The sequence below is a fragment of the Streptomyces sp. SJL17-4 genome (assembly GCF_036826855.1).
Classification (GTDB): domain Bacteria; phylum Actinomycetota; class Actinomycetes; order Streptomycetales; family Streptomycetaceae; genus Streptomyces.
On record NZ_CP104578.1, the window covers coordinates 4763753 to 4787398 of the forward strand.

At 71.3% G+C, this 23646-nt stretch carries 24 protein-coding genes; 15 read left to right on the forward strand and 9 right to left on the reverse strand.

Annotation, left to right across the window (positions count from 1 at the left end; genetic code table 11):
- Nucleotides 1-79 precede the first annotated feature (79 nt).
- From N5875_RS21440 to N5875_RS21470, 7 genes are all read left to right on the forward strand, one after another.
- A complete protein-coding gene (locus N5875_RS21440) occupies nucleotides 80-1228 on the forward strand; it encodes a zinc-dependent metalloprotease (protein WP_318210623.1) in 1149 nt (382 codons plus the stop codon).
- 208 nt (nucleotides 1229-1436) lie between these two features.
- Nucleotides 1437-2456, forward strand: coding sequence for a tRNA lysidine(34) synthetase TilS (gene tilS / locus N5875_RS21445; protein WP_266966783.1), 1020 nt, complete (start codon nucleotides 1437-1439; stop codon nucleotides 2454-2456).
- Nucleotides 2457-2497: 41 nt separating this feature from the next.
- Complete coding sequence (hpt, locus tag N5875_RS21450; RefSeq protein WP_030219931.1) at nucleotides 2498-3037, forward strand: hypoxanthine phosphoribosyltransferase; 540 nt, start codon at nucleotides 2498-2500, stop codon at nucleotides 3035-3037.
- Between the two features lie 184 nt (nucleotides 3038-3221).
- The gene (gene ftsH, locus N5875_RS21455) at nucleotides 3222-5240 is read left to right on the forward strand and encodes an ATP-dependent zinc metalloprotease FtsH (protein WP_318210624.1); all 2019 of its coding nucleotides are present in this window, start codon (nucleotides 3222-3224) and stop codon (nucleotides 5238-5240) included.
- Between the two features lie 97 nt (nucleotides 5241-5337).
- On the forward strand, nucleotides 5338-5946 hold the full coding sequence (folE, locus tag N5875_RS21460) for a GTP cyclohydrolase I FolE (RefSeq protein ID WP_318210625.1): 609 nt from the start codon (nucleotides 5338-5340) through the stop codon (nucleotides 5944-5946).
- Nucleotides 5947-6011: 65 nt separating this feature from the next.
- The gene (locus N5875_RS21465) at nucleotides 6012-7004 is read left to right on the forward strand and encodes a hypothetical protein (protein ID WP_338495459.1); all 993 of its coding nucleotides are present in this window, start codon (nucleotides 6012-6014) and stop codon (nucleotides 7002-7004) included.
- A gap of 55 nt (nucleotides 7005-7059) precedes the next feature.
- Nucleotides 7060-7590 carry an SMI1/KNR4 family protein gene (locus N5875_RS21470; RefSeq protein ID WP_318210628.1) on the forward strand — a complete coding sequence of 177 codons (531 nt, stop codon included), beginning with the start codon at nucleotides 7060-7062 and terminating at the stop codon, nucleotides 7588-7590.
- Nucleotides 7591-7621: 31 nt separating this feature from the next.
- Here N5875_RS21470 and N5875_RS21475 read toward each other — a convergent pair whose 3' ends face one another.
- The 6 genes from N5875_RS21475 to N5875_RS21500 form a co-directional block, all read right to left on the reverse strand.
- On the reverse strand, nucleotides 7622-8113 hold the full coding sequence (locus tag N5875_RS21475; RefSeq protein WP_318210629.1) for a DUF3180 domain-containing protein: 492 nt from the start codon (nucleotides 8111-8113) through the stop codon (nucleotides 7622-7624).
- A gap of 64 nt (nucleotides 8114-8177) precedes the next feature.
- Complete coding sequence (folK, locus tag N5875_RS21480; protein WP_318210630.1) at nucleotides 8178-8777, reverse strand: 2-amino-4-hydroxy-6-hydroxymethyldihydropteridine diphosphokinase; 600 nt, start codon at nucleotides 8775-8777, stop codon at nucleotides 8178-8180.
- Nucleotides 8774-9133, reverse strand: a complete 360-nt coding sequence (gene folB, locus N5875_RS21485) for a dihydroneopterin aldolase (protein ID WP_056569486.1) — start codon at nucleotides 9131-9133, stop codon at nucleotides 8774-8776. The genes folK and folB overlap by 4 nt, the downstream gene beginning before the upstream one ends.
- A 145-nt stretch (nucleotides 9134-9278) precedes the next feature.
- A complete protein-coding gene (locus tag N5875_RS21490; RefSeq protein WP_318210631.1) occupies nucleotides 9279-9746 on the reverse strand; it encodes a nuclear transport factor 2 family protein in 468 nt (155 codons plus the stop codon).
- Nucleotides 9743-10603, reverse strand: coding sequence for a dihydropteroate synthase (gene folP, locus N5875_RS21495; RefSeq protein ID WP_338495461.1), 861 nt, complete (start codon nucleotides 10601-10603; stop codon nucleotides 9743-9745). The genes N5875_RS21490 and folP overlap by 4 nt, the downstream gene beginning before the upstream one ends.
- A gap of 28 nt (nucleotides 10604-10631) precedes the next feature.
- Nucleotides 10632-12488, reverse strand: coding sequence for a phosphatidylglycerol lysyltransferase domain-containing protein (locus tag N5875_RS21500; RefSeq protein WP_338495462.1), 1857 nt, complete (start codon nucleotides 12486-12488; stop codon nucleotides 10632-10634).
- Nucleotides 12489-12653: 165 nt separating this feature from the next.
- On the opposite strand from N5875_RS21500, the gene N5875_RS21505 reads away from it, so the two are divergent.
- Nucleotides 12654-13766: an alpha/beta hydrolase-fold protein gene (locus N5875_RS21505; RefSeq protein ID WP_338495464.1), complete on the forward strand. Its 1113-nt coding sequence runs from the start codon at nucleotides 12654-12656 to the stop codon at nucleotides 13764-13766.
- A gap of 7 nt (nucleotides 13767-13773) precedes the next feature.
- Here N5875_RS21505 and N5875_RS21510 read toward each other — a convergent pair whose 3' ends face one another.
- The gene (locus N5875_RS21510; protein ID WP_318210635.1) at nucleotides 13774-14775 is read right to left on the reverse strand and encodes an ATP-binding cassette domain-containing protein; all 1002 of its coding nucleotides are present in this window, start codon (nucleotides 14773-14775) and stop codon (nucleotides 13774-13776) included.
- Nucleotides 14776-14918: 143 nt separating this feature from the next.
- Here N5875_RS21510 and N5875_RS21515 point away from each other — a divergent pair, with 143 nt between their 5' ends.
- From N5875_RS21515 to N5875_RS21530, 4 genes are all read left to right on the forward strand, one after another.
- Entirely contained in the window at nucleotides 14919-15605 is a 687-nt protein-coding gene (locus N5875_RS21515; RefSeq protein WP_318210636.1) for an ABC transporter permease, read from the forward strand.
- Between the two features lies 1 nt (nucleotide 15606).
- Nucleotides 15607-16344 (forward strand): ABC transporter permease, encoded by a 738-nt coding sequence (locus tag N5875_RS21520; protein WP_318210637.1) that lies wholly within the window; start codon nucleotides 15607-15609, stop codon nucleotides 16342-16344.
- 6 nt (nucleotides 16345-16350) lie between these two features.
- Nucleotides 16351-17358: an ABC transporter substrate-binding protein gene (locus N5875_RS21525; protein ID WP_318210638.1), complete on the forward strand. Its 1008-nt coding sequence runs from the start codon at nucleotides 16351-16353 to the stop codon at nucleotides 17356-17358.
- A gap of 130 nt (nucleotides 17359-17488) precedes the next feature.
- Nucleotides 17489-18586 carry a hypothetical protein gene (locus N5875_RS21530; protein WP_318210639.1) on the forward strand — a complete coding sequence of 366 codons (1098 nt, stop codon included), beginning with the start codon at nucleotides 17489-17491 and terminating at the stop codon, nucleotides 18584-18586.
- A 159-nt stretch (nucleotides 18587-18745) separates the two neighbouring features.
- Here the strand turns inward: N5875_RS21530 and N5875_RS21535 are convergent, their stop codons facing one another.
- Both N5875_RS21535 and N5875_RS21540 read right to left on the reverse strand, forming a co-directional pair.
- Nucleotides 18746-19888 (reverse strand): NADH-quinone oxidoreductase subunit D, encoded by a 1143-nt coding sequence (locus N5875_RS21535; protein ID WP_073907874.1) that lies wholly within the window; start codon nucleotides 19886-19888, stop codon nucleotides 18746-18748.
- A gap of 4 nt (nucleotides 19889-19892) precedes the next feature.
- Nucleotides 19893-21002 carry an SAM-dependent methyltransferase gene (locus N5875_RS21540; RefSeq protein WP_338495469.1) on the reverse strand — a complete coding sequence of 370 codons (1110 nt, stop codon included), beginning with the start codon at nucleotides 21000-21002 and terminating at the stop codon, nucleotides 19893-19895.
- A gap of 97 nt (nucleotides 21003-21099) precedes the next feature.
- Between N5875_RS21540 and N5875_RS21545 the strand changes: the two genes are divergently transcribed.
- From N5875_RS21545 to N5875_RS21555, 3 genes are read left to right on the forward strand one after another with little or no spacing between them, the layout of a single operon-like run.
- The gene (locus N5875_RS21545; protein ID WP_318210641.1) at nucleotides 21100-22308 is read left to right on the forward strand and encodes a sensor histidine kinase; all 1209 of its coding nucleotides are present in this window, start codon (nucleotides 21100-21102) and stop codon (nucleotides 22306-22308) included.
- A gap of 18 nt (nucleotides 22309-22326) precedes the next feature.
- Nucleotides 22327-23004, forward strand: coding sequence for a response regulator transcription factor (locus N5875_RS21550; protein WP_318210642.1), 678 nt, complete (start codon nucleotides 22327-22329; stop codon nucleotides 23002-23004).
- A 17-nt stretch (nucleotides 23005-23021) separates the two neighbouring features.
- Entirely contained in the window at nucleotides 23022-23633 is a 612-nt protein-coding gene (locus N5875_RS21555; protein WP_318210643.1) for an AAA family ATPase, read from the forward strand.
- Nucleotides 23634-23646 lie beyond the last annotated feature (13 nt).

Here is a 23646-nt window from a genome sequence, read left to right on the forward strand (position 1 = left end):
CGCACGGACGCCGTCCCGACCCGCACGGAAGCCGTCCCGAACCCACCCCGAACAGCCTTCGAGACCGTACGGTTGACGCATGACGAGCATCGGTGGCGCAGGCACATCCGGGATGGTCGACTGGAACCTCGCGGTCGCGACCGCGACCCGCCTCGTGCGGCCCGGACCCGAAGTCAGCCGCGACGAAGCCCGCGAGGTCGTCGCCGAACTCCGCAAGCACGCCAAGGCCTCGGAGGAACACGTCCGCGCCTACACGCGGATGTTCCCCGAGGGCACGGACACCCGGACCATCGCCGACACCCCCGTCCTCGTCGTCGACCGGGCCGGTTGGATCAAGGCCAACGTCGCCGGCTTCCGCGAGCTCCTCACCCCGCTCCTCGGCAAGATGCAGGACCGCCGCTCCAACACCCCCGGCAACGCCGTCCTCGGAGCCGTCGGAGGCAAGGTCACCGGCGTCGAACTCGGCATGCTGCTGTCGTTCCTCGCCTCCCGCATCCTCGGCCAGTACGAGACCTTCGCCCCCGCCACCCGAGAGCTCCCCGCCGGGGCCAACGGCGGCGGACGACTCCTCCTCGTCGCCCCCAACATCGTCCACGTCGAACGCGAACTCGAAGTCTCCCCGCACGACTTCCGGCTCTGGGTCTGCCTCCACGAGGAGACCCACCGCACCCAGTTCACCGCCGTCCCCTGGCTCCGCGACCACCTCCAGGGCGAGATCCAGTCGTTCCTCGCCGCCACCGACGTCGACCCCGGCACCGTCGTCGAACGCCTCCGCGAGGCCGCGCAGACCCTCGCCGGCGGCCGCCCCGAAGCCGAGGAGGGCGAACCCGCCCCCTCCCTCGTCGAGCTCGTCCAGACCCCCGAACAGCGCGAGATCCTCGGCCGCCTCACCGCCGTCATGTCCCTCCTCGAAGGCCACGCCGACTACGTCATGGACGGCGTCGGGCCCCAGGTCGTGCCCTCCGTCGCCGAGATCCGCGAGAAGTTCCAGCAACGCCGCGCACGCGGCGCCTCCCGCCTCGACCTCGCCCTCCGCAAGCTCCTCGGCCTCGACGCCAAGCTCCGCCAGTACCGCGACGGCGAGCGCTTCGTCCGCGCCGTCGTCGACCAGGTCGGCATGGACGGTTTCAACCGCGTCTGGACCTCGCCCAACACGCTCCCCACCAAGACCGAGATCGCCGCCCCCGCCGACTGGATCGCGAGGGTGCACCGTAAGGCAGACTCCTGAGACAGGAGCGGCACACGGCACAGGAACACGTCGGAACGCCCCACCAATCACCCATCCGAGGGACCCTGGGCATGGGGTGAGGCGTGCAATGCTCGGGTAACGGCCGGGTTTCTGTCACCATCGACGCACTCTGAGTGACCGAACCCCCCTTTCCGACCGTTAAGACTCCGACCGAGGCACCCCACCCCATTCACGAAGGGCACCGGACATGGGTCCCCATCCTGCGGTCGCGGCGATACGCCTGGCGGTCCGCCGCGTACTCCACGACGTTCTCACCGAGCACCAGACCGACCCCGCCCCCGCACGCGACGCACACACCCCCCTCGTGCTCGTCGCCTGCTCCGGAGGCGCCGACTCCATGGCGCTCGCCTCCGCCCTCGCCTTCGAGGCCCGCAAGCTTCCCGTGCGCGCCGGCGGCATCACCGTCGACCACGGGCTCCAGGACGGCTCCGACACCCGCGCGGGCGAGGTCGTCGCCCGCATGACCGCCCTCGGCCTCACCCCCTCAGAGGCCGTCGCCGTCACCGTCGGCCGCGAAGGAGGCCCCGAGGCCGCCGCACGCGACGCGCGGTACGCGGCCCTCGACGCCGCCGCCGAGCGCCACGGAGCCGCCGCGATCCTCCTCGGCCACACCCGCGACGACCAAGCGGAAACCGTCCTGCTCGGGCTCGCCCGGGGCTCCGGCATCCGCTCGCTCTCCGGCATGGCCGCGATCTCCGGCGCCTCCGGCCGCTACCGGCGCCCCTTCCTCCAGCTCGACCGCCAGACCGTCCGCAAGGCCTGCGTCGCACAGGAACTCGCCGTCTGGGACGACCCCCACAACAGCGACCCCGCCTACACCCGCTCCAGGCTCCGCCACGAGGGCCTCCCCGCCCTCGAGAAGGCCCTCGGCAAGGGCGTCGTCGAAGCCCTCGCCCGAACGGCCCAGCTCTCCCGCGACGACGCCGACGCCCTCGACACCTGGGCCGCCGACGCCGAGACCCGCGTACGCGACGAGGCGGGCGCCCTGGAGTGCGCCAAGCTCTACGGCCTGCCCCCCGCCGTACGCCGCCGCGTCCTGCGCCGCGCCGTCATCGCCGAGGGCGCACCCGCCGGCTCCCTCTTCGCCCGCCACATCGAAGAAGTCGACCGGCTCATCACCGGCTGGCGCGGCCAAGGGGCCATCAACCTGCCCGGCCGCGTCGAAGCCCGCCGCCAGGGTGGCAGACTGGTCATCCGGCAAGGCTGACGCACGCTGCAACGAAAGTGACCCGGGTGAACGAGAAGGACATGGGCACCGACCTCCAGTCGGTGCTCATCACCAAGGAAGAGATCGACGCCAAGCTGGCAGAGCTGGCCGCGAAGATCGACGCGGAATACGCGGGCAAGGACCTGCTCATCGTCGGCGTCCTCAAGGGCGCGGTGATGGTGATGGCGGATCTGGCTCGCGCCCTTTCCACTCCCGTCACCATGGACTGGATGGCCGTGTCCTCCTACGGCGCCGGCACCCAGTCCTCGGGCGTCGTCAGGATCCTCAAGGACCTCGACACCGACATCAAGGGCAAGCACGTCCTGATCGTCGAGGACATCATCGACTCCGGCCTGACCCTGTCCTGGCTCCTGTCGAACCTCGGCTCGCGCGAGCCCGCCTCCCTCGAGGTCTGCACGCTGCTGCGCAAGCCCGAGGCCGCGAAGGTCGCGATCGACGTCAAGTGGATCGGTTTCGACATCCCCAACGAGTTCGTCGTGGGCTACGGCCTCGACTACGCCGAGAAGTACCGGAACCTTCCGTTCGTCGGCACGCTCGCCCCGCACGTCTACGGCGGCTGACCGCCCCCGGCGACGGACCCGCTGTACGGGGAACCCGCACCGCCTTCCCCCCGTTGAACCATGGGAAGGCGGTCGCGGGCGACGATGCTGAGGTACCGTCCGAAGAACAGCTTTTTCACACAGCAGCTCTCACAGCAGCATTTTCCTACGGGCAGGAGGGACGGGGCGTTCTCGCTCCGTATGGATGGACGTGAAGCGATACTTCCGTGGGCCGGTCATGTGGATCGTGCTGGCCGTCCTCGCCGTGGTCGTGCTGATGCAGGTCGTCGGCTCGTCCGAGGGCTACAAGACGGTGGACACCGGCAAGGTCGTCCAGGCGATCGACAAGAACCAGGTCAAGCAGGCAAAGGTCACCACCGGTGACGAGCAGATCATCAAGATCGAGCTCGTCGACGGTCAGAAGATCGACAACAGCAGCAAGGTCCAGGCCAGCTACATCGGCTCCCAGGGCGTCGACGTCGCGGACAAGCTGCAGGAGAAGTTCGAGGCCGGGCAGATCGAGAAGGGCTACACCGTCTCCCCGACGAAGCAGTCGCCCTTCGTCTCGATCCTGCTCTCCCTCCTCCCCTTCGTCCTCATCGTGGTCGTCTTCCTCTTCCTGATGAACCAGATGCAGGGCGGCGGCTCCCGCGTCATGCAGTTCGGCAAGTCCAAGGCGAAGCTCATCACCAAGGACACGCCGAAGACCACCTTCGCCGACGTCGCGGGCTCGGACGAGGCCGTCGAGGAACTCCACGAGATCAAGGAATTCCTCCAGGAGCCGGCGAAGTTCCAGGCCGTCGGCGCCAAGATCCCCAAGGGCGTCCTGCTCTACGGCCCGCCCGGAACCGGCAAGACGCTCCTCGCGCGCGCCGTCGCCGGCGAGGCCGGGGTGCCGTTCTACTCGATCTCCGGCTCCGACTTCGTCGAGATGTTCGTCGGTGTCGGTGCCTCCCGGGTCCGTGACCTCTTCGAGCAGGCCAAGGCCAACGCGCCCGCCATCGTCTTCGTCGACGAGATCGACGCCGTCGGACGCCACCGCGGTGCCGGCCTCGGCGGCGGTCACGACGAGCGTGAGCAGACGCTCAACCAGCTGCTCGTCGAGATGGACGGCTTCGACGTGAAGGGCGGCGTCATCCTGATCGCCGCCACGAACCGGCCCGACATCCTCGACCCCGCCCTCCTGCGCCCCGGACGCTTCGACCGGCAGATCGCCGTCGACCGCCCGGACATGCAGGGCCGTCTGGAGATCCTCAAGGTCCACCAGAAGGGCAAGCCGGTCGCACCGGACGTCGACCTCGGCGCCGTCGCCCGACGCACCCCCGGCTTCACCGGCGCGGACCTCTCCAACGTCCTCAACGAGGCGGCGCTCCTCACCGCCCGCAGTGACCAGAAGCTGATCGACAACGCGGCACTGGACGAGGCGATCGACCGAGTGGTCGCGGGCCCGCAGAAGCGGACCCGGATCATGTCGGACAAGGAGAAGAAGATCACCGCGTACCACGAGGGCGGCCACGCCCTCGTCGCGGCGGCCTCGCCGAACTCCGACCCCGTCCACAAGATCACCATCCTGTCCCGCGGCCGCGCCCTGGGCTACACGATGGTCCTGCCGGACGAGGACAAGTACTCGACCACCCGCAACGAGATGCTCGACCAGCTGGCGTACATGCTGGGCGGCCGTGCGGCCGAGGAGCTCGTCTTCCACGACCCGACGACGGGTGCGGCGAACGACATCGAGAAGGCCACGGCCACCGCTCGCGCGATGGTCACGCAGTACGGCATGACCGAGCGTCTCGGCGCGATCAAGTTCGGTGGCGACAACACCGAGCCCTTCCTCGGCCGTGAGATGGCGCACCAGCGCGACTACTCGGAAGAGGTCGCGGCGCTGGTCGACGAAGAGGTCAAGAAGCTCATCGAGACCGCGCACAACGAGGCCTGGGAGATCCTCGTCGAGAACCGTGACGTCCTCGACAACCTGGTCCTCGCCCTCCTGGAGAAGGAGACGCTGGGCAAGGAGGAGATCGCCGAGATCTTCACCCCCATCGTCAAGCGCCCGGCCCGCCCGGCCTGGACCGGCTCCTCCCGCCGTACCCCGTCCACGCGTCCGCCGGTGCTCTCCCCCAAGGAGCTCGCCCTGACGAACAGCGCGAACGGCTCGGCGTCCCCCGCGGTCGACACCACGAAGGGCATCGAGATCGCCCCGGTGGACACCCCGGAGGACTGACTGCTCCACCCCGGAATGGCTGCCGCGCCCCCACAGGTTCTAGCCTGTGGGGGCGCGGCATTTCGCGCACATCAGTCAGACGGAACGAGGCACAGAGATGACCGACCCGGTGACGCTGGACGGCGAGGGCACGATCGGCGATTTCGACGAGAAGCGCGCCGAAGCGGCCGTACGCGAGCTCCTCATCGCGGTCGGCGAGGACCCGGACCGCGAGGGGCTTCGGGAGACGCCGGGGCGGGTGGCTCGGGCGTACAGGGAGCTTTTCGCGGGGCTGCGGCAGACACCCGAGGAAGTGCTCACGACGACGTTCGACCTCGGTCACGACGAGATGGTCCTCGTGAAGGACATCGAACTGACGTCCATGTGTGAACATCATTTGCTCGTATTCCATGGCGTAGCCCACATTGGCTATATTCCGGCCGAATCAGGCAAAATCACCGGCCTGTCGAAGCTGGCGCGCCTGGTTGACGTCTTCGCTCGCCGCCCCCAGGTGCAGGAGCGTCTGACGACGCAGATCGCCGACTCGCTGATGGAGATCCTGGAGGCGCGTGGTGCGATCGTCGTGATCGAGGCCGAGCACATGTGCATGTCTCTACGCGGAGTCCGCAAGCCGGGCGCGAAGACGACGACCTCGGCGGTACGAGGTCAACTTCGTGACGCTACTACACGCGCTGAGGCTATGTCCCTGATATTGGCCCGCTCGTAGCGGACTGCCCGCCTTGCTCCATACCGTCCGGATCAGTGGAGTTGATCGCTGATCAAGGGGGCGGTATGGGGTACGGACCGACCAGCAAGATGCTGGTCAATCTGGTGGACGGCTGCACGCAGGCCAAGAAGGTGGTGCCGGGCAGCGCGATGTGGACGCTGGACGGCGACCGGACGGTGCAGACCACGGTCGTGGACGTCTCGGCGGTGAAGGCGCGCGCCGCCGTCGACGTGGTCACGGACCACATGACGTTCTCCGCCAGTCCGGATCTGCTGCTGGCCACGCCGGACGGCTGGACGCACGCGGCGGACGTGGCGGGGAAGACGGTCGCCTGGACGCACGCGCGGAAGCTGTGCCGGGAGCGGCTGACGATCAGGCCCGGGTACGAGTTCGGCTACTTCATCGGCGCCACGTGTGCCGACGGCACGGTGGGCAAGAACTACGTGTCGCTGGTCGTGAACGAGGAGTACTTCGCGGCCCGGTACGCGACCGCGCTGACGGCCTGTACCGGACTCCCGGCCCGCCTTGAGGCGGTGACCCGGCCGTCCGGCTATCTGAAGCGGGACCTGCCGGGTTTCCGCGTGCGAGTGGTCTCCTCGTACCTCTCCGACGCGCTGCGGCACTACGCGGGTGGGGATGCCCATCACTTGCGCCAGGCGTTTCCGCGTGTGGTTCTGCGGGACATCGATACCTTCGACGGGTTCCTCGACGGGTACATCGAGGGGGACGGATGCCGTGCCAAGGGTCAGGGAGGCTGCCATGTCGTCAGTGCGAACGTTCCGTTCCTGGAGGAGCTGGCACAGATCATCGGAGCTCGGTTCACACCGCCGAAGCGAGGGCTGCGCTCACAGCTCTACGTGACGGACGGCTGGGCCGGCCGGGGCACTTTCGCCCCCGAAGAGCACCCCCTCGACCCGCCCGAGTCCTCCTGGATCAAGGTCCAAGAGGTCCGCCCCCGCCCCGCCCTGGGTACCAAGCCCTTCACCTTCTACGGCTACCGGCTCGCCCCGTACCCCACCTTCCTGGTGAACGGGCACCTCGTGCGCGAGCCCTGGTAGGGCCAGAGCCGGGCCCGGGAGCAGAGGTGGCAGCGGAGGCGGTTAGCCTGCGCGGATGATCGAGACGTTCGGCGGCGACCGCCACTTTCCTGACGCGCTGGCCGCTGTCGCCCGGGTCGAGTTCGTCTACGGCGAAGAGGGCGAGGGTGTCGACTTCGAGCCGTACGACGCCTTCGACTCCGCCGAGGAGACCACCGACTGGCTACGGCACTGGACCGGCAACCACGCGCTCGATGGCGGTGACTACCGCGTCTTCGGGCAGGACGGGACCGGCGGTCTCGCGGCGATCTGGCGTGTGCGGCCGGGGCAGCCGCTTGTCGAGCAGCCTGTGGTGTTCATGGGGTCGGAGGGCGAGCGCGGCGTGGTCGCCGGGAATGTGTCCGACTTCCTGTGGGTGCTGGCCGACGGCTTCGGGCCGATGGAGGCCGCTCTGTACGTGGAGCGGGAGGCGCGCCCGGATGCGGACCTGGCCGATCTGGCCGGGCGGTACGCGACCACGCCGCGCCGGGCCGCCCGGGAAATCGTCAGCGAGGCGCAGGCCGAGTTCGCGAGTTTCTCCGAGGATCTCGACGAGCTCTGCCGCTGAGCGCGGGAGACCTCGCCGGACAGGGAACTAGCTAGACCCGGGCCTTGCCCGGGTTCTCGTCGTCGTTCTCGGGGTCTTCCGGGAGTTTGCAGACGCGCTCCAGGAAGAGGGCGGCCGCGATGACGGCGATGCCCGCCGCCACCGAGAAGGCCGCGTAGAGGGCCTGGTCGCGGCGGGCCGGGACGTCGAGGGAGCCGAGGAGGAAGACGCCCGTGCCGCCGTACATGCCGGCGACGAGGGCGGCGACCAGGGCGCTCGCCTGGCCGAAGACCACCGCGCGGGCCGCCATCAGGGGCTCGACGCCCTTGGCGCCGGGGCGGCGCTCGCGCTGGGCCTTGAGGCGGGCGCGGATCGAGAGGGCGGTCGCGGTGAGGACCACCGCGATCACGGCCAGGACGATGGGCGCGGCGATCGGCACGCTGGGGAGGGTGCCGACCGTGTCCCAGAGCCGGGCGGCACCCCAGGAGAGGATGCCGGCGACGAGGAACAGTCCGGCGAGCACCTTCAGCCGCAGTTGTTTCACCGGGGTTCCTTCGCGTGGTCGTCGTCGGTCGTCGTCGTGGGCGGTCTGCCACGAAGCGTAACGACTACTCGGGCAGACGGAGTTCCAGGTCGGCGCGGCGGGCGATGCCCTGGTCGCCGAGGGAGGTGAGCAGCGCGGCGACGGCGCCGTGGCCGGGGAGCTGAGCCTCGGGGTCCACGTCGTGCCAGGGGGCGAGGACGAAGGCGCGCTGGTGGGCGCGGGGGTGCGGGAGGGTGAGGACGGGGTCCTCGGAGATCACGTCCGCGTAGGCGACGATGTCGACGTCGATGGTGCGGGCGCCCCAGTGCTCCTCGCGGACGCGGTGGAAGGCCTCCTCGACGGCGTGGGCCCGCTCCAGGAGGGAGGAGGGCGGCAGGGTCGTCTTCACGAGCGCGACGGCGTTGAAGTACGCGGGCTGGGTGCCGGGCTCGACGCCCCAGGGCTCCGTCTCGTACACGGGGGAGACGGCCTTGACCCGGAGGCCGGGGGTGTCCGCGAGGGCGTCGACGGCGCCCTGGAGGGTCTCCAGGCGGTTGCCGAGGTTGGCGCCGAGGGCCACGACGGCCCAGCGGGGGTTGGACAGCGTCGTGTCGGCGGCGTCGACGGTCGCGACGACGGAGGCCGGTACGGGCTGGACGGTGGGGTCGCTCTGCGTCGGCTTCATCGTCGGCTCCGGGTGATCGTGATGGTCACGTCGTCGAACGGCACGGTGATGGGCGCGTCCGGTTTGTGGACGACGACCTCCACCTCTTGTACCCCGGCGTGGCTGAGGCATTGCTGGGCGATGCGCTCGGCGAGCGTTTCGATGAGGTCGACGGGCTCGCCCTGGACGACGTCGACGACCTCTTCGGCGACGATCCCGTAGTGCACGGTCTTCGTCAGGTCGTCGTCGGCGGCCGCCGGGCGGGTGTCCAGGCCGAGGACCAGGTCCACGATGAAGGTCTGGCCCTCCTCGCGCTCCTTGGGGAAGACGCCGTGATGGCCCCGGGCCTTGAGGCCGCGCAGCGCGACACGATCCACGCGAATCACTCCTGCTGTCGTAGTTCGGTGGCCACGCAGCCGGGTGCGGACGGCCGGGTGTCCGACATCGAATCTACCTGCGGGGACCGACAGCGCTTGCCTGCGGGGGGCCGTGGGCGGGTCCGGAGGGCGGGTGGCGGGGCGGTTACGGGGTGTCGCCGCCGGGCTCCTCGTCCGCTGTTTCCTCGGTCTCCGTGAGGACCGGGGAGGCGTGGTGGGACCAGATCCGCCAGCCGTCGGGTGTGTGGCGGAACACATTGGTGGCGACGACGAGCTGACCGACGAGGGGTCCCAGTTCGGCGCCGTCCTCGGCGGGGCCGCCGCTGAGGATGTTCTCGGTGCAGGTGACGACGGCGGTGCGGCCGGCGAGGGAGATGTTGAGGTCGGTGAGGAAGAACTGGATGTACTCGGTGTTCGCCATGATCAGCGCGTACGAGCGGAGCACCTCGCCGCGGCCGGTGAGGACGGGCCAGCCGGGGTGGACGCAGGTGATGGGGGTGGCGCCGTCGTCGAGCCAGAGCGCCGAGACGCCTTCGAAGTCGCCGGTCTCCATCGCCTCGTAGAAGGCGGTGTTGGCGGCTTCGACGGCCGCCTCGTCGGTGCCGCGGCTCACGCGGCTCCCTCGACGGCGCGGGCGACCCGTACGGCGTCGGCGGTGGCCCGGACCTCGTGGACGCGGACGGCCCACGCGCCCGCGTGGGCGGCGAGGGCGGAGACGGCGGCGGTGGCGGCGTCTCGTTCGCGCGCGGGCGGCGGTGCGGCGCCCTCGCGGGCGAGGACGTGGCCGAGGAAGCGCTTGCGGGAGGCGGCGACGAGGAGGGGGCGGCCGAGGGCGCGGAGTTCGGGGAGGTGGGCCACGAGGGCGAGGTCGTGGGGGGCGAGCTTGGCGAAGCCGAGGCCCGGGTCGACGACGATGCGCTCGGGGTCGATGCCGCCGTCGACGACGGCCTCCAGGCGGGTGCGGAGTTCGCCGACGACCTCGGTGACGACGTCGTCGTACACGGCGAGGCTGTTCATGTCCTGGCTGAATCCGCGCCAGTGCATGACGACGAAGGGGACCTCGGCGGCGGCGACGGCGGGGACCATGCCGGGGTCGGCGAGGCCGCCGCTGACGTCGTTGACGAGGAGGGCGCCGGCTTCGACGGCACGGGCGGCGACACGGGCGCGCATGGTGTCGACGGAGACGGTGACGCCTTCGGCGGCGAGGCCGCGGACGACGGGGACGACGCGGCGGAGTTCCTCCTCCTCGTCGACGCGGCTGGCGCCGGGCCGGGTGGACTCGCCGCCGACGTCGACGAGGTCGGCGCCCTCGGCGACGAGGTCGAGGCCGTGTTTGACGGCGGCCGTGGTGTCGAACCAGCGGCCGCCGTCGGAGAAGGAGTCGGGGGTCACGTTGACCACGCCCATGACCGCGCAGCGGTCCCACTCCGGCAGGCCCCGGGCCGTACCCCGGTCGATCGTCGTACTCATGTGTCCAGCGTAGGGCCCGGAGGCGGCTTCAGGCCGCCCGGACCTCGCGCTCCGAGGGGGCGGGGACGATGTGGGCGCAGGGGCGCGGGGCGGGGGCGGGGCGCCTGCGGGTGAAGGGGCGGGGCAGTGCGAGGTTCACGAAGCCCTCGGCCTGCATGGCGGCGAAGCCGATGCGGGGGAGGTCGCGGCTCTTGCGGTAGACGACGAAGCGGGGTTCCCAGCGGGGTCGGAACTTGGCGTTGAACTTGTACAGCGACTCGATCTGGAACCAGCGGGAGAGGAAGACGAGGAGTCCGCGCCAGACGCGCAGGACGGGGCCGGCGCCGATCTTCTCGCCGCGGGCGAGGGCCGCGCGGAACATGGCGAAGTTGAGGGACACGCGCGCGATGCCGAGGCCGGGGGAGGCCTGGAGGGCGGCGACGATGAGGAGCTCGTTCATGCCGGGGTCGGCGGAGCGGTCGCGGCGCATGAGTTCGAGGGACATGCCGTCCGGTCCCCAGGGGACGAAGTGGATGATCGCCTTGAGGTCGCCGTAGGCGGAGTCGGCGGCGTGGTCGGTGTCGTCGCCCGCGTCGGTCTTGTGGGCGGTCGCTATCACGGCGTCTCCGTCGCCGGGGGCGCCGATGCGGCCGAGGGCCATGGAGAAGCCGCGTTCGGTGTCGGTGCCGCGCCAGTCGGCGGCGGCGCGGCGGACCTGTTCGAGTTCGGCGTCGTCGAGGTCACGGACGCGGCGGACCCGGGTGGTGTAGCCGTTGCGCTCGATGCGCTTGACCATCTGGCGGACGTTGCGCATGGCCCGTCCGGAGAGGGAGAAATCCGCGACGTCGACGACCGCCTCGTCGCCGAGTTCGAGGGCGTCGAGGCCGGTCTCGCGGGTCCAGACCTGGCCGCCGGTCTCGGAGCAGCCCATGACGGCGGGGGTCCAGGAGTGGGCCTTGGCCTCGTCCATGAAGCGTTCGATGGCGCCGGGCCAGGCCTCGACGTCGCCGATGGGGTCGCCGCTGGCGAGCATGACGCCGGAGACGACGCGGTAGCAGACGGCGGCCTTTCCGCTGGGGGAGAAGACGACGCCCTTGTCGCTGCGGAGCGCGAAGTGGCCGAGGGAGTCGCGGCTGCCGTGCTGGTCGAGGAGGGCGCGCAGCCGGACCTCGTCCTCGTCGGTGAGCCGGGCCGCGGGGTGCTCGGGGCGGAAGGCGAGGTAGATGGTGGTGAGGGCGGTGAGCATGCCGAGCGCGCCGAGGGAGTAGCCGACGGTCCAGTCCACGCCGTTGCTGTAGCCGACGGGGCCTTCGACGCCGAACAGTCCGTAGAGGACGTGTTCGAGGCGGTCGGCGAGGCTGGGGCTGCCGATGACGCGGCGCGGGTGGGCGCTGACGATGACGAGGCCGAGGGCGATGGATCCGGCGCCCATGACGACGAAGTTGGCGAGGGCGCGCCAGCGGCTGCGCGGGTCGGGCAGGGCGGCGAACTCGCCGCGGTGGCGCAGGAGGAGCGCGAGGAGTACGAGGGAGAGGAGGGCGCCGAGGACGGAGTGGCGCCAGACGAACTGGGCGACGGCGCCGAGGGGAAGGAGGACGACGGCGGCGCGCCAGGCGCGGCGCTTGTGCCGCTTGAGGCCGTGGGCGAGGAGCAGCAGGAGGACGCCGGCGCTGAGGGAGAGGGCGGCGGAGAGGGGGCCGAGGGTGCCGGGGAGGACCTCCGCCATGGCGTGCATCCGGCTGGCGCGGAAGCGGGGGAAGACGCCTGCGGCGATGTCGATGAGGCCGATCAGGGTGCAGGCGGTGCCGACGAGCGCGGGGACCTTCTCGGGGCGGGGGCCGCGGAGAATCCGGCGTACCCGAACCGGAACCAATCCTGATTTGTCCCCATCTACTGTGACAGACATGGCTTCCCGTGCTTCCCGTGGTCCTGCGAAGGGTCCTTGACTCCGGTCGGGCCCTGCGGCGCGTTCGGCGGGCCGTTCCGGGTGGTGCGCCTTCTAGGACGGAGCCGTGCGGGGTCGGGTTCATCGGTTCACAGGAAATTCTCAGAAAGAAGGCTCGGTCGTCCCATGGGTCTCACCAGCAACAAAGTCCTCGTGGTGGCGGTCGCGCTGGCCGTGGCGCTGTTCCTCGTCACGGTCTGGCTCTGGCCGCGGCTCGCACGTCGTGGCTGGCGGGCGGTGGTGGGGCGGATCGGGTTGCTCCTGGTGACGCAGCTGGCGCTGTTCGCGGCGGTGGGCCTGACGGCGAATCGTTCCTTCCTCTTCTACGGCTCGTGGGCCGATCTGTTCGGGCAGGAGCAGGACATGGGCGTGGTCGTCGACCACGCGGCCGGTTCGAAGGACCTCAAGGTGGTGGGGACGCAGGGGCTCGACGTACCGGGCGGCGGCCGTCCGACGACCGCCGGCCAGATACAGAAGGTCGTCGTCGCGGGGGAGCGGTCCGGAATCGTCTCGCCGGCCTATGTGTACCTGCCGCCGGAGTACTTCCAGGCCAAGTACGCCCAGCGCACCTTCCCCGCCTCGGTGGTCCTGACGGGGTATCCGGGCACGGCGGAGAACCTGATCAAAGGGCTGAAGTACCCGAAGACGGCGTACCTCCAGGCGAAGGAGGGCCGGATGCAGCCGATGATCCTGGTGATGCTCCGTCCGACGGTGGCGCCGCCGCGGGACACCGAGTGCGTGGACGTGCCGGGCGGCCCGCAGACGGAGACCTTCTTCGCGGAGGACCTGCCGAAGGCGGTCTCGGAGACGTACCGGGTGGGCACGAAGCCCCGTAACTGGGGCTTCATGGGGAACTCCACGGGCGGGTACTGCGCGCTGAAGATCGCCCTGCACCACCCCGACCGGTTCGCCGCCGGGGCGGGATTCTCCGCGTACTACCGGGCGGCGGAGGATGTGACGACCGGCGACCTCTTCCACGGGAACGACAGTCTGCGCAAGCGGGGCGACCTGCTGTGGAGCCTGGACCACCGGCCGCAGGGCCCGTCGTCGTTCCTGGTGACGACGTCGAAGCAGGGCGAGGGCAACCGGCGGGGCACGCTCGACTTCATCAAGAAGGTGAAGAGCCCGGCGAAGGTCTCGTCGATCACGCTGAAGAGCGGCGGCCACAACTTCAACACCTGGAACCGCGAGATCCCGCCGGGTCTCGTCTGGATGAGCGGCAAGCTCAGCGCGACCTGAGCCCCGCTCAGGAAGCCGGGGCCGGGGCCGATGCCCGGCGCAGGGCACGGTGGACGCCCTCCGGAGTGAGGACGCCGATCGGCCGGCCGTCGTCGCCGGTGACCGTGAGCCGGCCCGTGTCGTGCTGGAGCAGCACGGCGAGGGCGTCCTTGAGCGAGGTCCCGAGCGGGACGGGGGCGGGGGCGCCGTCCCGGCTCCCGGGCTTGTCCGTCGCCGCGGCACCTCCCGCCGGTACGGGTTCGAGGTCGGCCTCCGTGACGGGCGTGACCGCGAGCCGCTTCAGGCCGCGGTCGCTGCCGACGAAGTCCGCGACGTACGGGGTGGCGGGGGAGCCGAGGACGGTCGCGGGCGCGTCGAACTGCTCGATGCGGCCCTGCCCGTAGACCGCCATGCGGTCGCCCATGCGGACGGCCTCCTCGATGTCGTGGGTGACGAGGAGGACGGTCTTGCGGACGGTGGCCTGGAGGGCCAGGAACTCGTTCTGGAGGCGCTCGCGGACCACCGGGTCGACGGCGCCGAAGGGTTCGTCCATGAGGAGGACCGGCGGGTCCGCGGCGAGCGCGCGGGCCACGCCGACGCGCTGACGCTGACCGCCGGAGAGCTGCGCGGGGTAGCGGGAGCCGTAGACGGCCGGGTCGAGGCCGACGAGGTCGAGGAGTTCGGCCGCGCGCGCGCGTGCCGCCGCCTTCTTCCAGCCGAGGAGGGCGGGGACGGTCGCGGTGTTGTCGAGGACCGTGCGGTGGGGGAAGAGCCCGACCTGCTGGATGACGTAGCCGATCTTGCGGCGCAGGGCGACGGGGTCGACGTCGGCGACGTCCTCGCCGTCGACGAGGACGCGGCCGGAGGTCGGCTCGACCAGTCGGTTCACCATCATCATCGTGGTCGTCTTGCCGCAGCCGGACGGCCCGACCAGGGTGACGAGTTCGCCCTCCGCCACCTCGAAGGAGAGGTCGTCGACGGCGGTGGTGCCGTCCGGATACCGCTTGGTCACGTGCTCGAACCGGATCATGGTTCCCCATTCTGGCCCCTGGATGCCGGGGGTGTGTGAAGGGCGTGTTGCCGCATTGTGGCGGGTCTCGGGGATTGTCGGTGCCGGGGGTTAGGGTCGTCATACATGCGTTCGGGAGATCGGCGACCCGGGGGGAGGGACGGATGAGCGCACCGAACTGTCTGGTCACGAACGACTGGATCTGCGGTGAGTATCTGCGCACGCGCGCCCAGGAGTTGACCGATGCCACGCTCCAGCATGTGGGAATCACGGCCGTGTCCGTGCTGATCGCGCTCGCCGTCGCGGTGCCGCTCGCGCTGCTCGTCCGGGCCGATCCGCGCTTCGCGGGACCCGTCCTCGGACTGACCACCCTGCTCTACACGGTGCCGTCGCTCGCCATGTTCTCCCTGCTGCTGCCCCTCTTCGGGCTCTCGTCGGCGCTCGTGGTGACCGGCCTCGTGCTGTACGCGCTGACGATCCTCGTACGGAACACGCTCGCGGGACTCGCCGCCGTGCCCGCCGAGACCCGGGAGGCCGCCCGGGGCATGGGGTACGGCTCGCTGCGCCTGCTGTGGCAGGTCGAACTGCCGCTGGCGCTCCCGGTGCTGATGGCGGGCATACGGATGGCGACGGTCTCCACGATCGCGCTGACGACGGTCGGTTCGGTCGTCGGCCGCGGCGGCCTCGGCAATCTCATCGAGGACGCGCTGCCCACCTTCTTCAAGGCGCAGATGCTCGCCGCCTCGGTGCTGTGCGTGCTGCTCGCCGTCGTCGCCGACCTGTTGCTCCTGGGACTCCAGCGGCTGCTCACGCCGTGGACCCGGATACGGACCGCGCCGGGAGGTGGGTGAGATGGGCGTAGTGACGGATGCCTGGGGCTGGCTCACCACCGGCGCGCACTGGACGGGCGAGGAGGGCGTCGGACAGCGGCTCGCCGAGCATGTGTACGTGAGCGGGGCGGCGCTGCTGATCGCCGCGGCGCTCGCACTGCCGCTGGGCCTCTGGCTCGGCCACCTCGGCCGGGGCGGGGCCCTCGCGGTGAACGTCTCGAACGTGGGGCGGGCGATCCCCGTCTTCGCGGTCCTCGCCCTGTTCATGGTGTCCCCCCTGCGGAACGCCGGATACGTGCCGACCGTCGTGGCCCTCGTGCTGTTCGCGATACCCCCGCTCCTCACCAACGCGTACGTGGGGGTGCGGGAGGTGGACCCGGCCGCGGTGCGGGCCGCGCGGGGCATGGGGATGACCGGCGGGCAGCTGTTCCGTCAGGTCGAACTGCCGCTGGCCCGGCCGGTGGTGATGACCGGGGTGCGCTCGGCGGCGGTGCAGGTGGTGGCCACGGCGACGGTCGCGGCGATGGTCGGCCAGGGCGGCCTGGGCCGGATCATCACGGCCGGCTTCGCCACCTACGACACGGCGCAGGTCGTCGCGGGCGCGGTCCTCGTGGCCCTGCTCGCCCTCCTGGTGGAGGGCGTCCTGGTGGGCGCCGACCGGCTGTTCTTTCCACGCTTCGAGCCACGACGTGATCAACGATTCGAGCCACGGCCCGGCCAACGACGTGATCAACGATTCGATCGACTGAGCAAACGCTGACTGGGGATGGGTGATCTCGTGAACAGGGTCTCGCGTATCGCGGGCGCGGTGCTGGGGACGGCGGCGCTGACCGTCGCGCTGGCCGCGTGCGGCGGTGACAGCCTGGAGGAGGGCAAGAAGAAGGGCTCGGGAGACGCCGGGGGCGCCGGGAACTCCGGCGGCGCGGAGAAGGGCTCCCTGGTGGTCGGCGCGGCGGCCTTCACCGAGGCCAAGGTGCTCGCCGAGCTGTACGCCCAGGCGCTGCGGGACGCCGGATACTCCGTATCCATCACCACCGTGAAGAATCGCGAGCTGTACGAGCCCTCGCTGGAGAAGGGCGAGATCGACGTCGTCCCCGAATACGCGGCGACCATCGCGGAATTCCTCAACGCGAAGGTGAACGGGCCGAAGGCGCCCGAGGAGAAGCCGGTCGCCTCCGGTGACGCGACGGCCACGGTCGAGGCGCTGCGGAAGCTCGCCGAACCGCGCGGCCTGAAGGTGCTCGCGGTCGGTGAGGCGGTCGATCAGAACGCGTTCGCGGTGACGAAGGAATTCGCCGAGAAGAACAAGCTGAAGACGCTTTCCGATCTCGGCGGCTCGAAGCTGAAGGTGAAGATCGCCGCCGGTGACGAATGCGCGGTACGGCCGTTCTGCGCGCCCGGCCTGAAGAAGACGTACGGGATCGACGTGACCGGGATCGACCCCAAGGGCGTCGGCACCCCGCAGGCCAAGCAGGCGGTGAAGGACGGGGTGGACCAGCTGGTCCTGACGACCACCACGGACGCCACCGTCGACAGTTACGGCCTGGTCTTCCTCGAAGACGACAAGAAGCTGCAGAACGCCGACAACGTGCTGCCCGTGGTCAACGCCAAGGACGCCGGTTCCGCCGACATAGCCGCCGCCCTGGACAAGATCACCAAGGTGCTGACCACAGCGGATCTCGCCGAACTCAACCGTAAGGTCGATGCCGAGCGGGCGAAGCCGGAGGACGTCGCCAAGGAGTATCTGGAGACGAAGGGGCTGCTCAACAAGTAGGCGTCGGGTGAGGGGCGTCGGCCCGAAGCGGAACCGGAACGGTGGATATCCACTTCTGGTGACGAGAAGTGGCCAAGAGATTGCCGGGCCGACACCCCACGCGCCGCCTACGCACGGTAAATTTCAGGCCATGCCACGTGGACGCCACCGCCATTCCCCGCCTCTGCACAAGCTGCTGCCGCCCTCCGCGGTCGCCGGCGCCGCGGTCGTGTGTGCCGCGGCCGCCTGGCTGCCCGGTGACCTGATCGTCGTACGGCTGCTCGCGGGCGCCGCGGCGGCCGCCGCCGTCACCGGTGCCGTCCTCATGCGCAGTTGGGACCGGAGCGCCGGACTGCGGGTCGCCGAGCTCGACCGGGCGCGCACCGCCGACCAGTGGAAGGCCGAGGAGCGCGTCGCCGAGCTGGAGTCCGACCTCGAAGAGGCCCGCGCGCTCCGCTCCCGGCTCGACGCGAAGCTCCGCGCCAAGCGCGTGGAGCTGGCCGGGCTGCGCGGCGAGCACGCCGATCTGCTCCGCCGGTACGCCACGGCCGAGACCGAGCGGGCCAGCGCGCTGGAGGGCGCCCGTGTCCTGGCGCTGGAGTCGGCGGCCAGTACGGCGGGCGACCCCAAGGCGCTGACCGCCGGGGGCTCCACGCCCACTCCCGAGGACTACCGCCGCGCCGCCCAGGCCCTGCGCGACCTCCCGCGCAACGCCGCGGCGCAGCAGGCCCGCCGCACCATCGAGGCCGCCCGCGCGCGTGACCTCGCCGAGCGTGCCCGGGAGACGGAGGAGCCGCAGGGGAAGCACGCGGCGGCAGCCGGAACCGAGCACAGCCGTCCGGCCGCCGCCGCCCTCGCGCTCCCGCCGGCCGCGCCGGTCCCGCCCCCCTCCACGAGGGTCCCGGCGGTCCCGACGGCGTCCGCGATCGTCCCGTACGCGGCCCGCAGGCCCGTCCCGCGCCCCGAAGGCGGCTTCGACTTCTTCGGTATGCAGAAGGCGGCGGCGATCGAGGCCGTGCAGCACACCGACCTCGCCGACGTCGTGGGCGAAGAGGTCCTGGAGGAGGCCCTCGCGGCGCAGTCCCCGCTCGGTGCCCCGCTCCTCACCCCGATCAGCCCCACGGGCACGCCGGGCAACCCGCTGGCCCCGGCACAGACGCAGGCGGTCGGCCAGGTCATCGACCTGACGGCCCACGACGAGACCGAGCAGCTGGACGTGGCGGAACTCCGGGGCGCGGTGAATTCCTGACCCGCCGCCCACACCACTCCTGTGTGGGCACACGCCGCGCCCCGCTCCCACCCGCCGTGTGGGCACACGCCGCGCCCCGCTCCCACCCGCCGTGTGGGCACACGCCGCCCCGCTCCCACCCGCCCTGCGGGACGATTGCCCACAACGGGCGGGGCGGGGCTACTTGTCGATGTCGCCCACGACGAAGAACAGCGACCCCAGGATCGCCACCATGTCCGCGACCAGCGTCCCCGGCAGCAGTTCCACCAGCGCCTGGATGTTGTTGAACGACGCCGAGCGCAGCTTCAGCCGGTACGGGGTCTTCTCCCCCTTGGACACCAGGTAGTAGCCGTTGACGCCCAGCGGATTCTCGGTCCACGCGTACGTGTGGCCCTCCGGCGCCTTGAGCACCTTCGGCAGCCGCTGGTTGATCGGCCCCGGCGGCAGCTCCGCCATCCGGTCCAGGCACGCGTCCGCGAGGTCCAGGGAGTTGTGCGTCTGCTCCAGCAGGCACTCGAACCGGGCCAGGCAGTCGCCCTCCTCGCGCACCGCGACCCGCAGGGTGTCCTGGAGCTCCCCGTAGGCCAGGTACGGCTCGTCGCGGCGCAGGTCGAAGTCGACGCCCGAGGCACGGGCGATGGGCCCCGACACCCCGTACGCGTGGACCGCCGCCGGGGACAGCACGCCGACCCCCCGCGTACGGCCCCGGAAGATCTCGTTGCCGAGGACGAGCCGGTCGTACACGTCCATCCGCGAGCGGACGTCGGCGACGGCCTGGCGGGCCCGGCCCAGCCAGCCGGCGGGCAGGTCCTCCTTGAGGCCCCCGACCCGGTTGAACATGTAGTGCATCCGGCCGCCGGAGACCTCCTCCATCACGGCCTGGAGCTCTTCGCGCTCCCGGAAGGCGTGGAAGACCGGAGTGATGCCGCCCAGTTCGAGGGGGTACGAGCCGAGGAACATCAAATGGTTGAGGACCCGGTTCAGCTCGGCGAGGAGCGTACGGGTCCACACCGCGCGCTCCGGGACCTCCATGCCCAGCATCCGCTCGACGGCCATGACCACGCCGAGCTCGTTCGAGAAGGCGGAGAGCCAGTCGTGACGGTTGGCCAGCATGATGATCTGCCGGTAGTCCCGCGCCTCGAAGAGCTTCTCGGCACCGCGGTGCATATAGCCGATGACCGGCTCGGCCTGCCGCACGACCTCGCCGTCGAGCACGAGCCGGAGCCGGAGCACACCGTGGGTCGAGGGATGCTGCGGCCCGATGTTCAGCACCATGTCGGTGCTCTCCGCCGCGCCGCCGATGCCGACCGTCGTCTCCGTCATGCGGTCAGTATCCCCCCTGGCCCGGAGGCTTCGTAGCCCCGCCCGGAACCCGCTGGGTCAGCCAGAGGAAGTCGCCGAGACCGCCGCGAGCGGTGAGCTCGGCGGCCTCCCCGGCGGAGGAGAGGGCACGGACGTACGCGACGGGATCGGTCGAGGCGAGCGAGAGCGGCGGCCGTCCGCCGGACACCCCGAGCCGGCCCAGAGCCTCCCGCTGCGTGACGATCTCGGACACCGGCAATCCACCGTGGCCGGCCTCGCCCCCGACCGCCGCCCCGCACGCGTCCAGCGCCACATGCGCCGTCACATCGCAGCTGCCGTCCGGGACCGGCGGGACCTCGCGGCCCGCCCGGAAGCCGGTCAGCGAGCCGAAGGGCGGTCGGGCCTCCCGTACGTGCGCGTAGTCCACGGCCACGGCGCGGCCCGCCGCCAGCGAGGCCACCGTCGACGCCCAGGCCTCGTCGCGCGGCCGGCCGATCTCGGCCCGTGTGCCCGGCTCCCGCAGGGGCCACCAGTGGGCCAGCCACTCCGCGTCCGCTCCGGACACGGGACCGCCGAGCCGCTCCGCGCCGTCCGCGCGGACCTCCACGTAGCGGGCCGTGCCCTCCGCGTCCGCCTCGGCGACGTCCACCGGCACGTTGTCGAGCCACTCGTTCGCGAAGACCAATCCCCGCACGCCCCGGGGCAGCCGGTCGGTCCACTCGATCCGGGGATCGAGCCCGGCGGGCCGCGCCGCACGCTCGACGGCGTACGCCCGCACCGTGAGACCGCTCGGGGAGCCGTCGCCGCCCGTAAGACCGCCCGTAAAGCCGCCCGTGAGACCGTCCGTAAGGCCTTCGGGCGAGCCCTCGCCGCGCCCGAGCGCCGTGAGGACGCCCGTGAGCAGCTCCCCCCGCCCCGCGCCCACGTCCACGAGATCGACCTCGGACGTTCCCAGCTCCTCCGCGACCTCGGCGAGCAGCCGGGCCACCGCCGACGCGAAGAGCGGGGAGGCGTGCACCGAGGTGCGGAAGTGCCCCGCAGGCCCCTCGGGCCGCAGATAGAAGCCCCCGGGGCCGTACAACGCCCGTTCCGTGGCCTGCCGCCACCCCTGCCACTGACACGTCTCATCCGTCACGCGCCCCAGTCTCCACCTCGGGGAGTACGGGTCCCGCGCCAAGGATCGACCCCACGGTTGATCCCTGCACCTATCTCCCTTCCCTACTCTGGGTGACGTGCAGCGCCTTTACGACTTCATCCGCAGACACCCGACGGGCGTCGACACCTTCTGGGCGGTCGTCCTCCTGGGGTTCTCCATGCTGTGGGTGGTGGCGGCCCGCTCGGGGACCGTGGAGGGCCATCCCCTCGGATACGGCCTCGTCGCCGTGTTGTTCTCCGTGGTCGTGGCCCTGCGCCGACGCGCCCCCGAGAAGATGCTGGTCCTCGCGGTCGTCCTCGGAGTGGCACAGCTCGGCTTCGGCCTGACGCCGTTCATGGCCGACTTCGCCATGCTCGTGATCATCTACACCGTCGCCGCGCACGACGGCCCCCGCTGGGCGTCCCGGCTCGCGCTGGCCGGCGGACTCTCCGCCGCGACGCTCTCGCAGCTGAGATGGCCCATGGAGGAGGCGGGGTCCACCGCGGCCCTGGTCTTCTTCACGGTCATCATGACCGTGCCGTTCGCGCTCGCCTGGGTCCTCGGCGACTCGCTCCGCACCCGCCGCGCCTACTTCGCGCAGCTGGAGGACCGGGCCTCCCGCCTGGAGCAGGAGCGCGAGGCCCAGGCCAAGGTCGCGGTCGCCGCCGAGCGGGCCCGGATCGCCCGCGAGCTGCACGACGTCGTCGCGCACAACGTGTCGGTGATGGTGGTGCAGGCCGACGGCGCCGCGTACGTCATGGACTCCTCCCCGGAGACCGCCAAGCAGGCGCTGGACACCATCTCCACCACGGGCCGGCAGGCGCTCGCCGAGATGCGCAGGCTGCTCGGCATCCTGCGGACCGGGGAGCACCAGGAGGCCGGGGAGTACGTGCCGCAGCCCGACGTGAAGCAGATCGAGGACCTGGTCGATCAGGTGCGGGGCGCCGGTCTGACCGTCGACTTCGCGATCGAGGGGAGCCCGCGCCCGCTGCCCAGCGGCGTGGAGCTCACCGCGTACCGGATCGTGCAGGAGGCCCTCACCAACACGCGCAAGCACGGCGGTCCCGACGTCGGGGCCAGCGTCCGGCTGGTGTACTTCGACGACGGCCTCGGACTGCTCGTCGAGGACGACGGCCGGGGCGCGCCGCAGGAGATGTACGAGGACGGGGGAGCCGACGGCCGCGGCCACGGTCTGATCGGCATGCGGGAGCGGGTCGGCATGGTCGGCGGCACGCTGGACGCGGGCCCGCGTCCCGGTGGAGGCTTCCGGATCAGCGCCCTGCTCCCTCTCAAGCCCGCTCACTGACGACCCCGAAGGAATCTGATGTCCATCCGCGTGATGCTTGTCGACGACCAGGTGCTGCTGCGCACCGGTTTCCGCATGGTGCTCGCCGCCCAGCCGGACATGGAGGTCGTGGCGGAGGCGGGCGACGGGGTCGAGGCGCTGGAGGTGCTGCGCTCGACGGCGGTCGACGTCGTGCTGATGGATGTGCGCATGCCCAAGCTGGACGGGGTGGAGACCACCCGGCGGATCTGCTCCCAGCCGGACGCGCCGAAGGTGCTGATCCTGACCACCTTCGACCTCGACGAGTACGCGTTCTCGGGGCTGAAGGCGGGTGCGAGCGGCTTCATGCTGAAGGACGTGCCGCCGGCGGAGCTGCTGGGCGCGATCCGTTCGGTGCACAGCGGCGACGCGGTGGTGGCGCCCTCGACCACCCGGCGGCTCCTCGACCGCTTCTCGCCGATGCTGCCGTCCTCGGGCCGGGAGCCCGAGCACAAGGAGCTGGGACGGCTCACGGACCGGGAGCGCGAGGTGATGATGCTGGTCGCGCAGGGCCTGTCGAACGGCGAGATCGCCGCCCGGCTCGTCCTCTCCGAGGCGACGGTGAAGACCCATGTGGGCCGCATCCTGACCAAGCTGGGCCTGCGCGACCGGGTCCAGGTCGTCGTCCTCGCGTACGAGACGGGCCTGGTCCGGGCGGGCGGCGGCGCGGCGGGCTGAGCGGGGAGGAGGCCTCGATGCTGCTGTGGGTCAACGGTCCCTTCGGCGGGGGCAAGACGCAGACCGCGTACGAGCTCCGGCGCCGGCTGCCGGGCAGCGTGGTGTGCGACCCCGAGCACATCGGCTTCGGGCTGCACCGGACGCTGCCGCCCGCGCTCAGAGGCGACTTCCAGGACCTGCGGGCCTGGCGGCAGGGCGTGCACGAGGTGCTCGACCTGGCGCTGCGGCGGTACGGGCACGGCCCCGTGATCGTGCCGATGACGCTCACCGACCCGGCGTACTTCGCCGAGATCGTCGGCCGGCTGCGCGCGGACCACGGCGCGGACCGGGTGCGGCACGTCGCGCTGCTCGCCGAGCGGGAGACGGTCCTGGGGCGGCTGGCCGAGCGGGGCCTCGGACGGGGACTGAAGCGGGAGAGCTTCGCCGTGGCCAAGCTGGACGAGTGCCTGGAGCGCTTGGCGGCCCCGGAGTTCGCCCACCACCTCCGGACGGACCGGTTGACGGTCCCGGAGGTGGCCGACCGGGTCGCGGAGCTGGCCGGACTGCGGCCCGAGCCGAACACGGACGGGCCGTTGCGGCACCGGCTGCGGCGGCTCCGGGTGGGCCTCTCCCACATCCGCTTCGACTGAGGGGCCGGGTGGG

Bases quoted from the DNA above. Each gene is read 5' to 3' on its own strand.
- N5875_RS21440 (WP_318210623.1), top strand. From the start codon at position 80: ATGACGAGCATCGGTGGCGCAGGCACATCCGGGATGGTCGACTGGAAC.
- tilS (WP_266966783.1), top strand. From the start codon at position 1,437: ATGGGTCCCCATCCTGCGGTCGCGGCGATACGCCTGGCGGTCCGCCGC.
- hpt (WP_030219931.1), top strand. From the start codon at position 2,498: ATGGGCACCGACCTCCAGTCGGTGCTCATCACCAAGGAAGAGATCGAC.
- ftsH (WP_318210624.1), top strand. From the start codon at position 3,222: ATGGACGTGAAGCGATACTTCCGTGGGCCGGTCATGTGGATCGTGCTG.
- folE (WP_318210625.1), top strand. From the start codon at position 5,338: ATGACCGACCCGGTGACGCTGGACGGCGAGGGCACGATCGGCGATTTC.
- N5875_RS21465 (WP_338495459.1), top strand. From the start codon at position 6,012: ATGGGGTACGGACCGACCAGCAAGATGCTGGTCAATCTGGTGGACGGC.
- N5875_RS21470 (WP_318210628.1), top strand. From the start codon at position 7,060: ATGATCGAGACGTTCGGCGGCGACCGCCACTTTCCTGACGCGCTGGCC.
- folK (WP_318210630.1), bottom strand. From the start codon at position 8,777: ATGAAGCCGACGCAGAGCGACCCCACCGTCCAGCCCGTACCGGCCTCC.
- folP (WP_338495461.1), bottom strand. From the start codon at position 10,603: ATGAGTACGACGATCGACCGGGGTACGGCCCGGGGCCTGCCGGAGTGG.
- N5875_RS21500 (WP_338495462.1), bottom strand. From the start codon at position 12,488: ATGTCTGTCACAGTAGATGGGGACAAATCAGGATTGGTTCCGGTTCGG.
- N5875_RS21505 (WP_338495464.1), top strand. From the start codon at position 12,654: ATGGGTCTCACCAGCAACAAAGTCCTCGTGGTGGCGGTCGCGCTGGCC.
- N5875_RS21510 (WP_318210635.1), bottom strand. From the start codon at position 14,775: ATGATCCGGTTCGAGCACGTGACCAAGCGGTATCCGGACGGCACCACC.
- N5875_RS21515 (WP_318210636.1), top strand. From the start codon at position 14,919: ATGAGCGCACCGAACTGTCTGGTCACGAACGACTGGATCTGCGGTGAG.
- N5875_RS21520 (WP_318210637.1), top strand. From the start codon at position 15,607: ATGGGCGTAGTGACGGATGCCTGGGGCTGGCTCACCACCGGCGCGCAC.
- N5875_RS21525 (WP_318210638.1), top strand. From the start codon at position 16,351: ATGGGTGATCTCGTGAACAGGGTCTCGCGTATCGCGGGCGCGGTGCTG.
- N5875_RS21530 (WP_318210639.1), top strand. From the start codon at position 17,489: ATGCCACGTGGACGCCACCGCCATTCCCCGCCTCTGCACAAGCTGCTG.
- N5875_RS21535 (WP_073907874.1), bottom strand. From the start codon at position 19,888: ATGACGGAGACGACGGTCGGCATCGGCGGCGCGGCGGAGAGCACCGAC.
- N5875_RS21550 (WP_318210642.1), top strand. From the start codon at position 22,327: ATGTCCATCCGCGTGATGCTTGTCGACGACCAGGTGCTGCTGCGCACC.
- N5875_RS21555 (WP_318210643.1), top strand. From the start codon at position 23,022: ATGCTGCTGTGGGTCAACGGTCCCTTCGGCGGGGGCAAGACGCAGACC.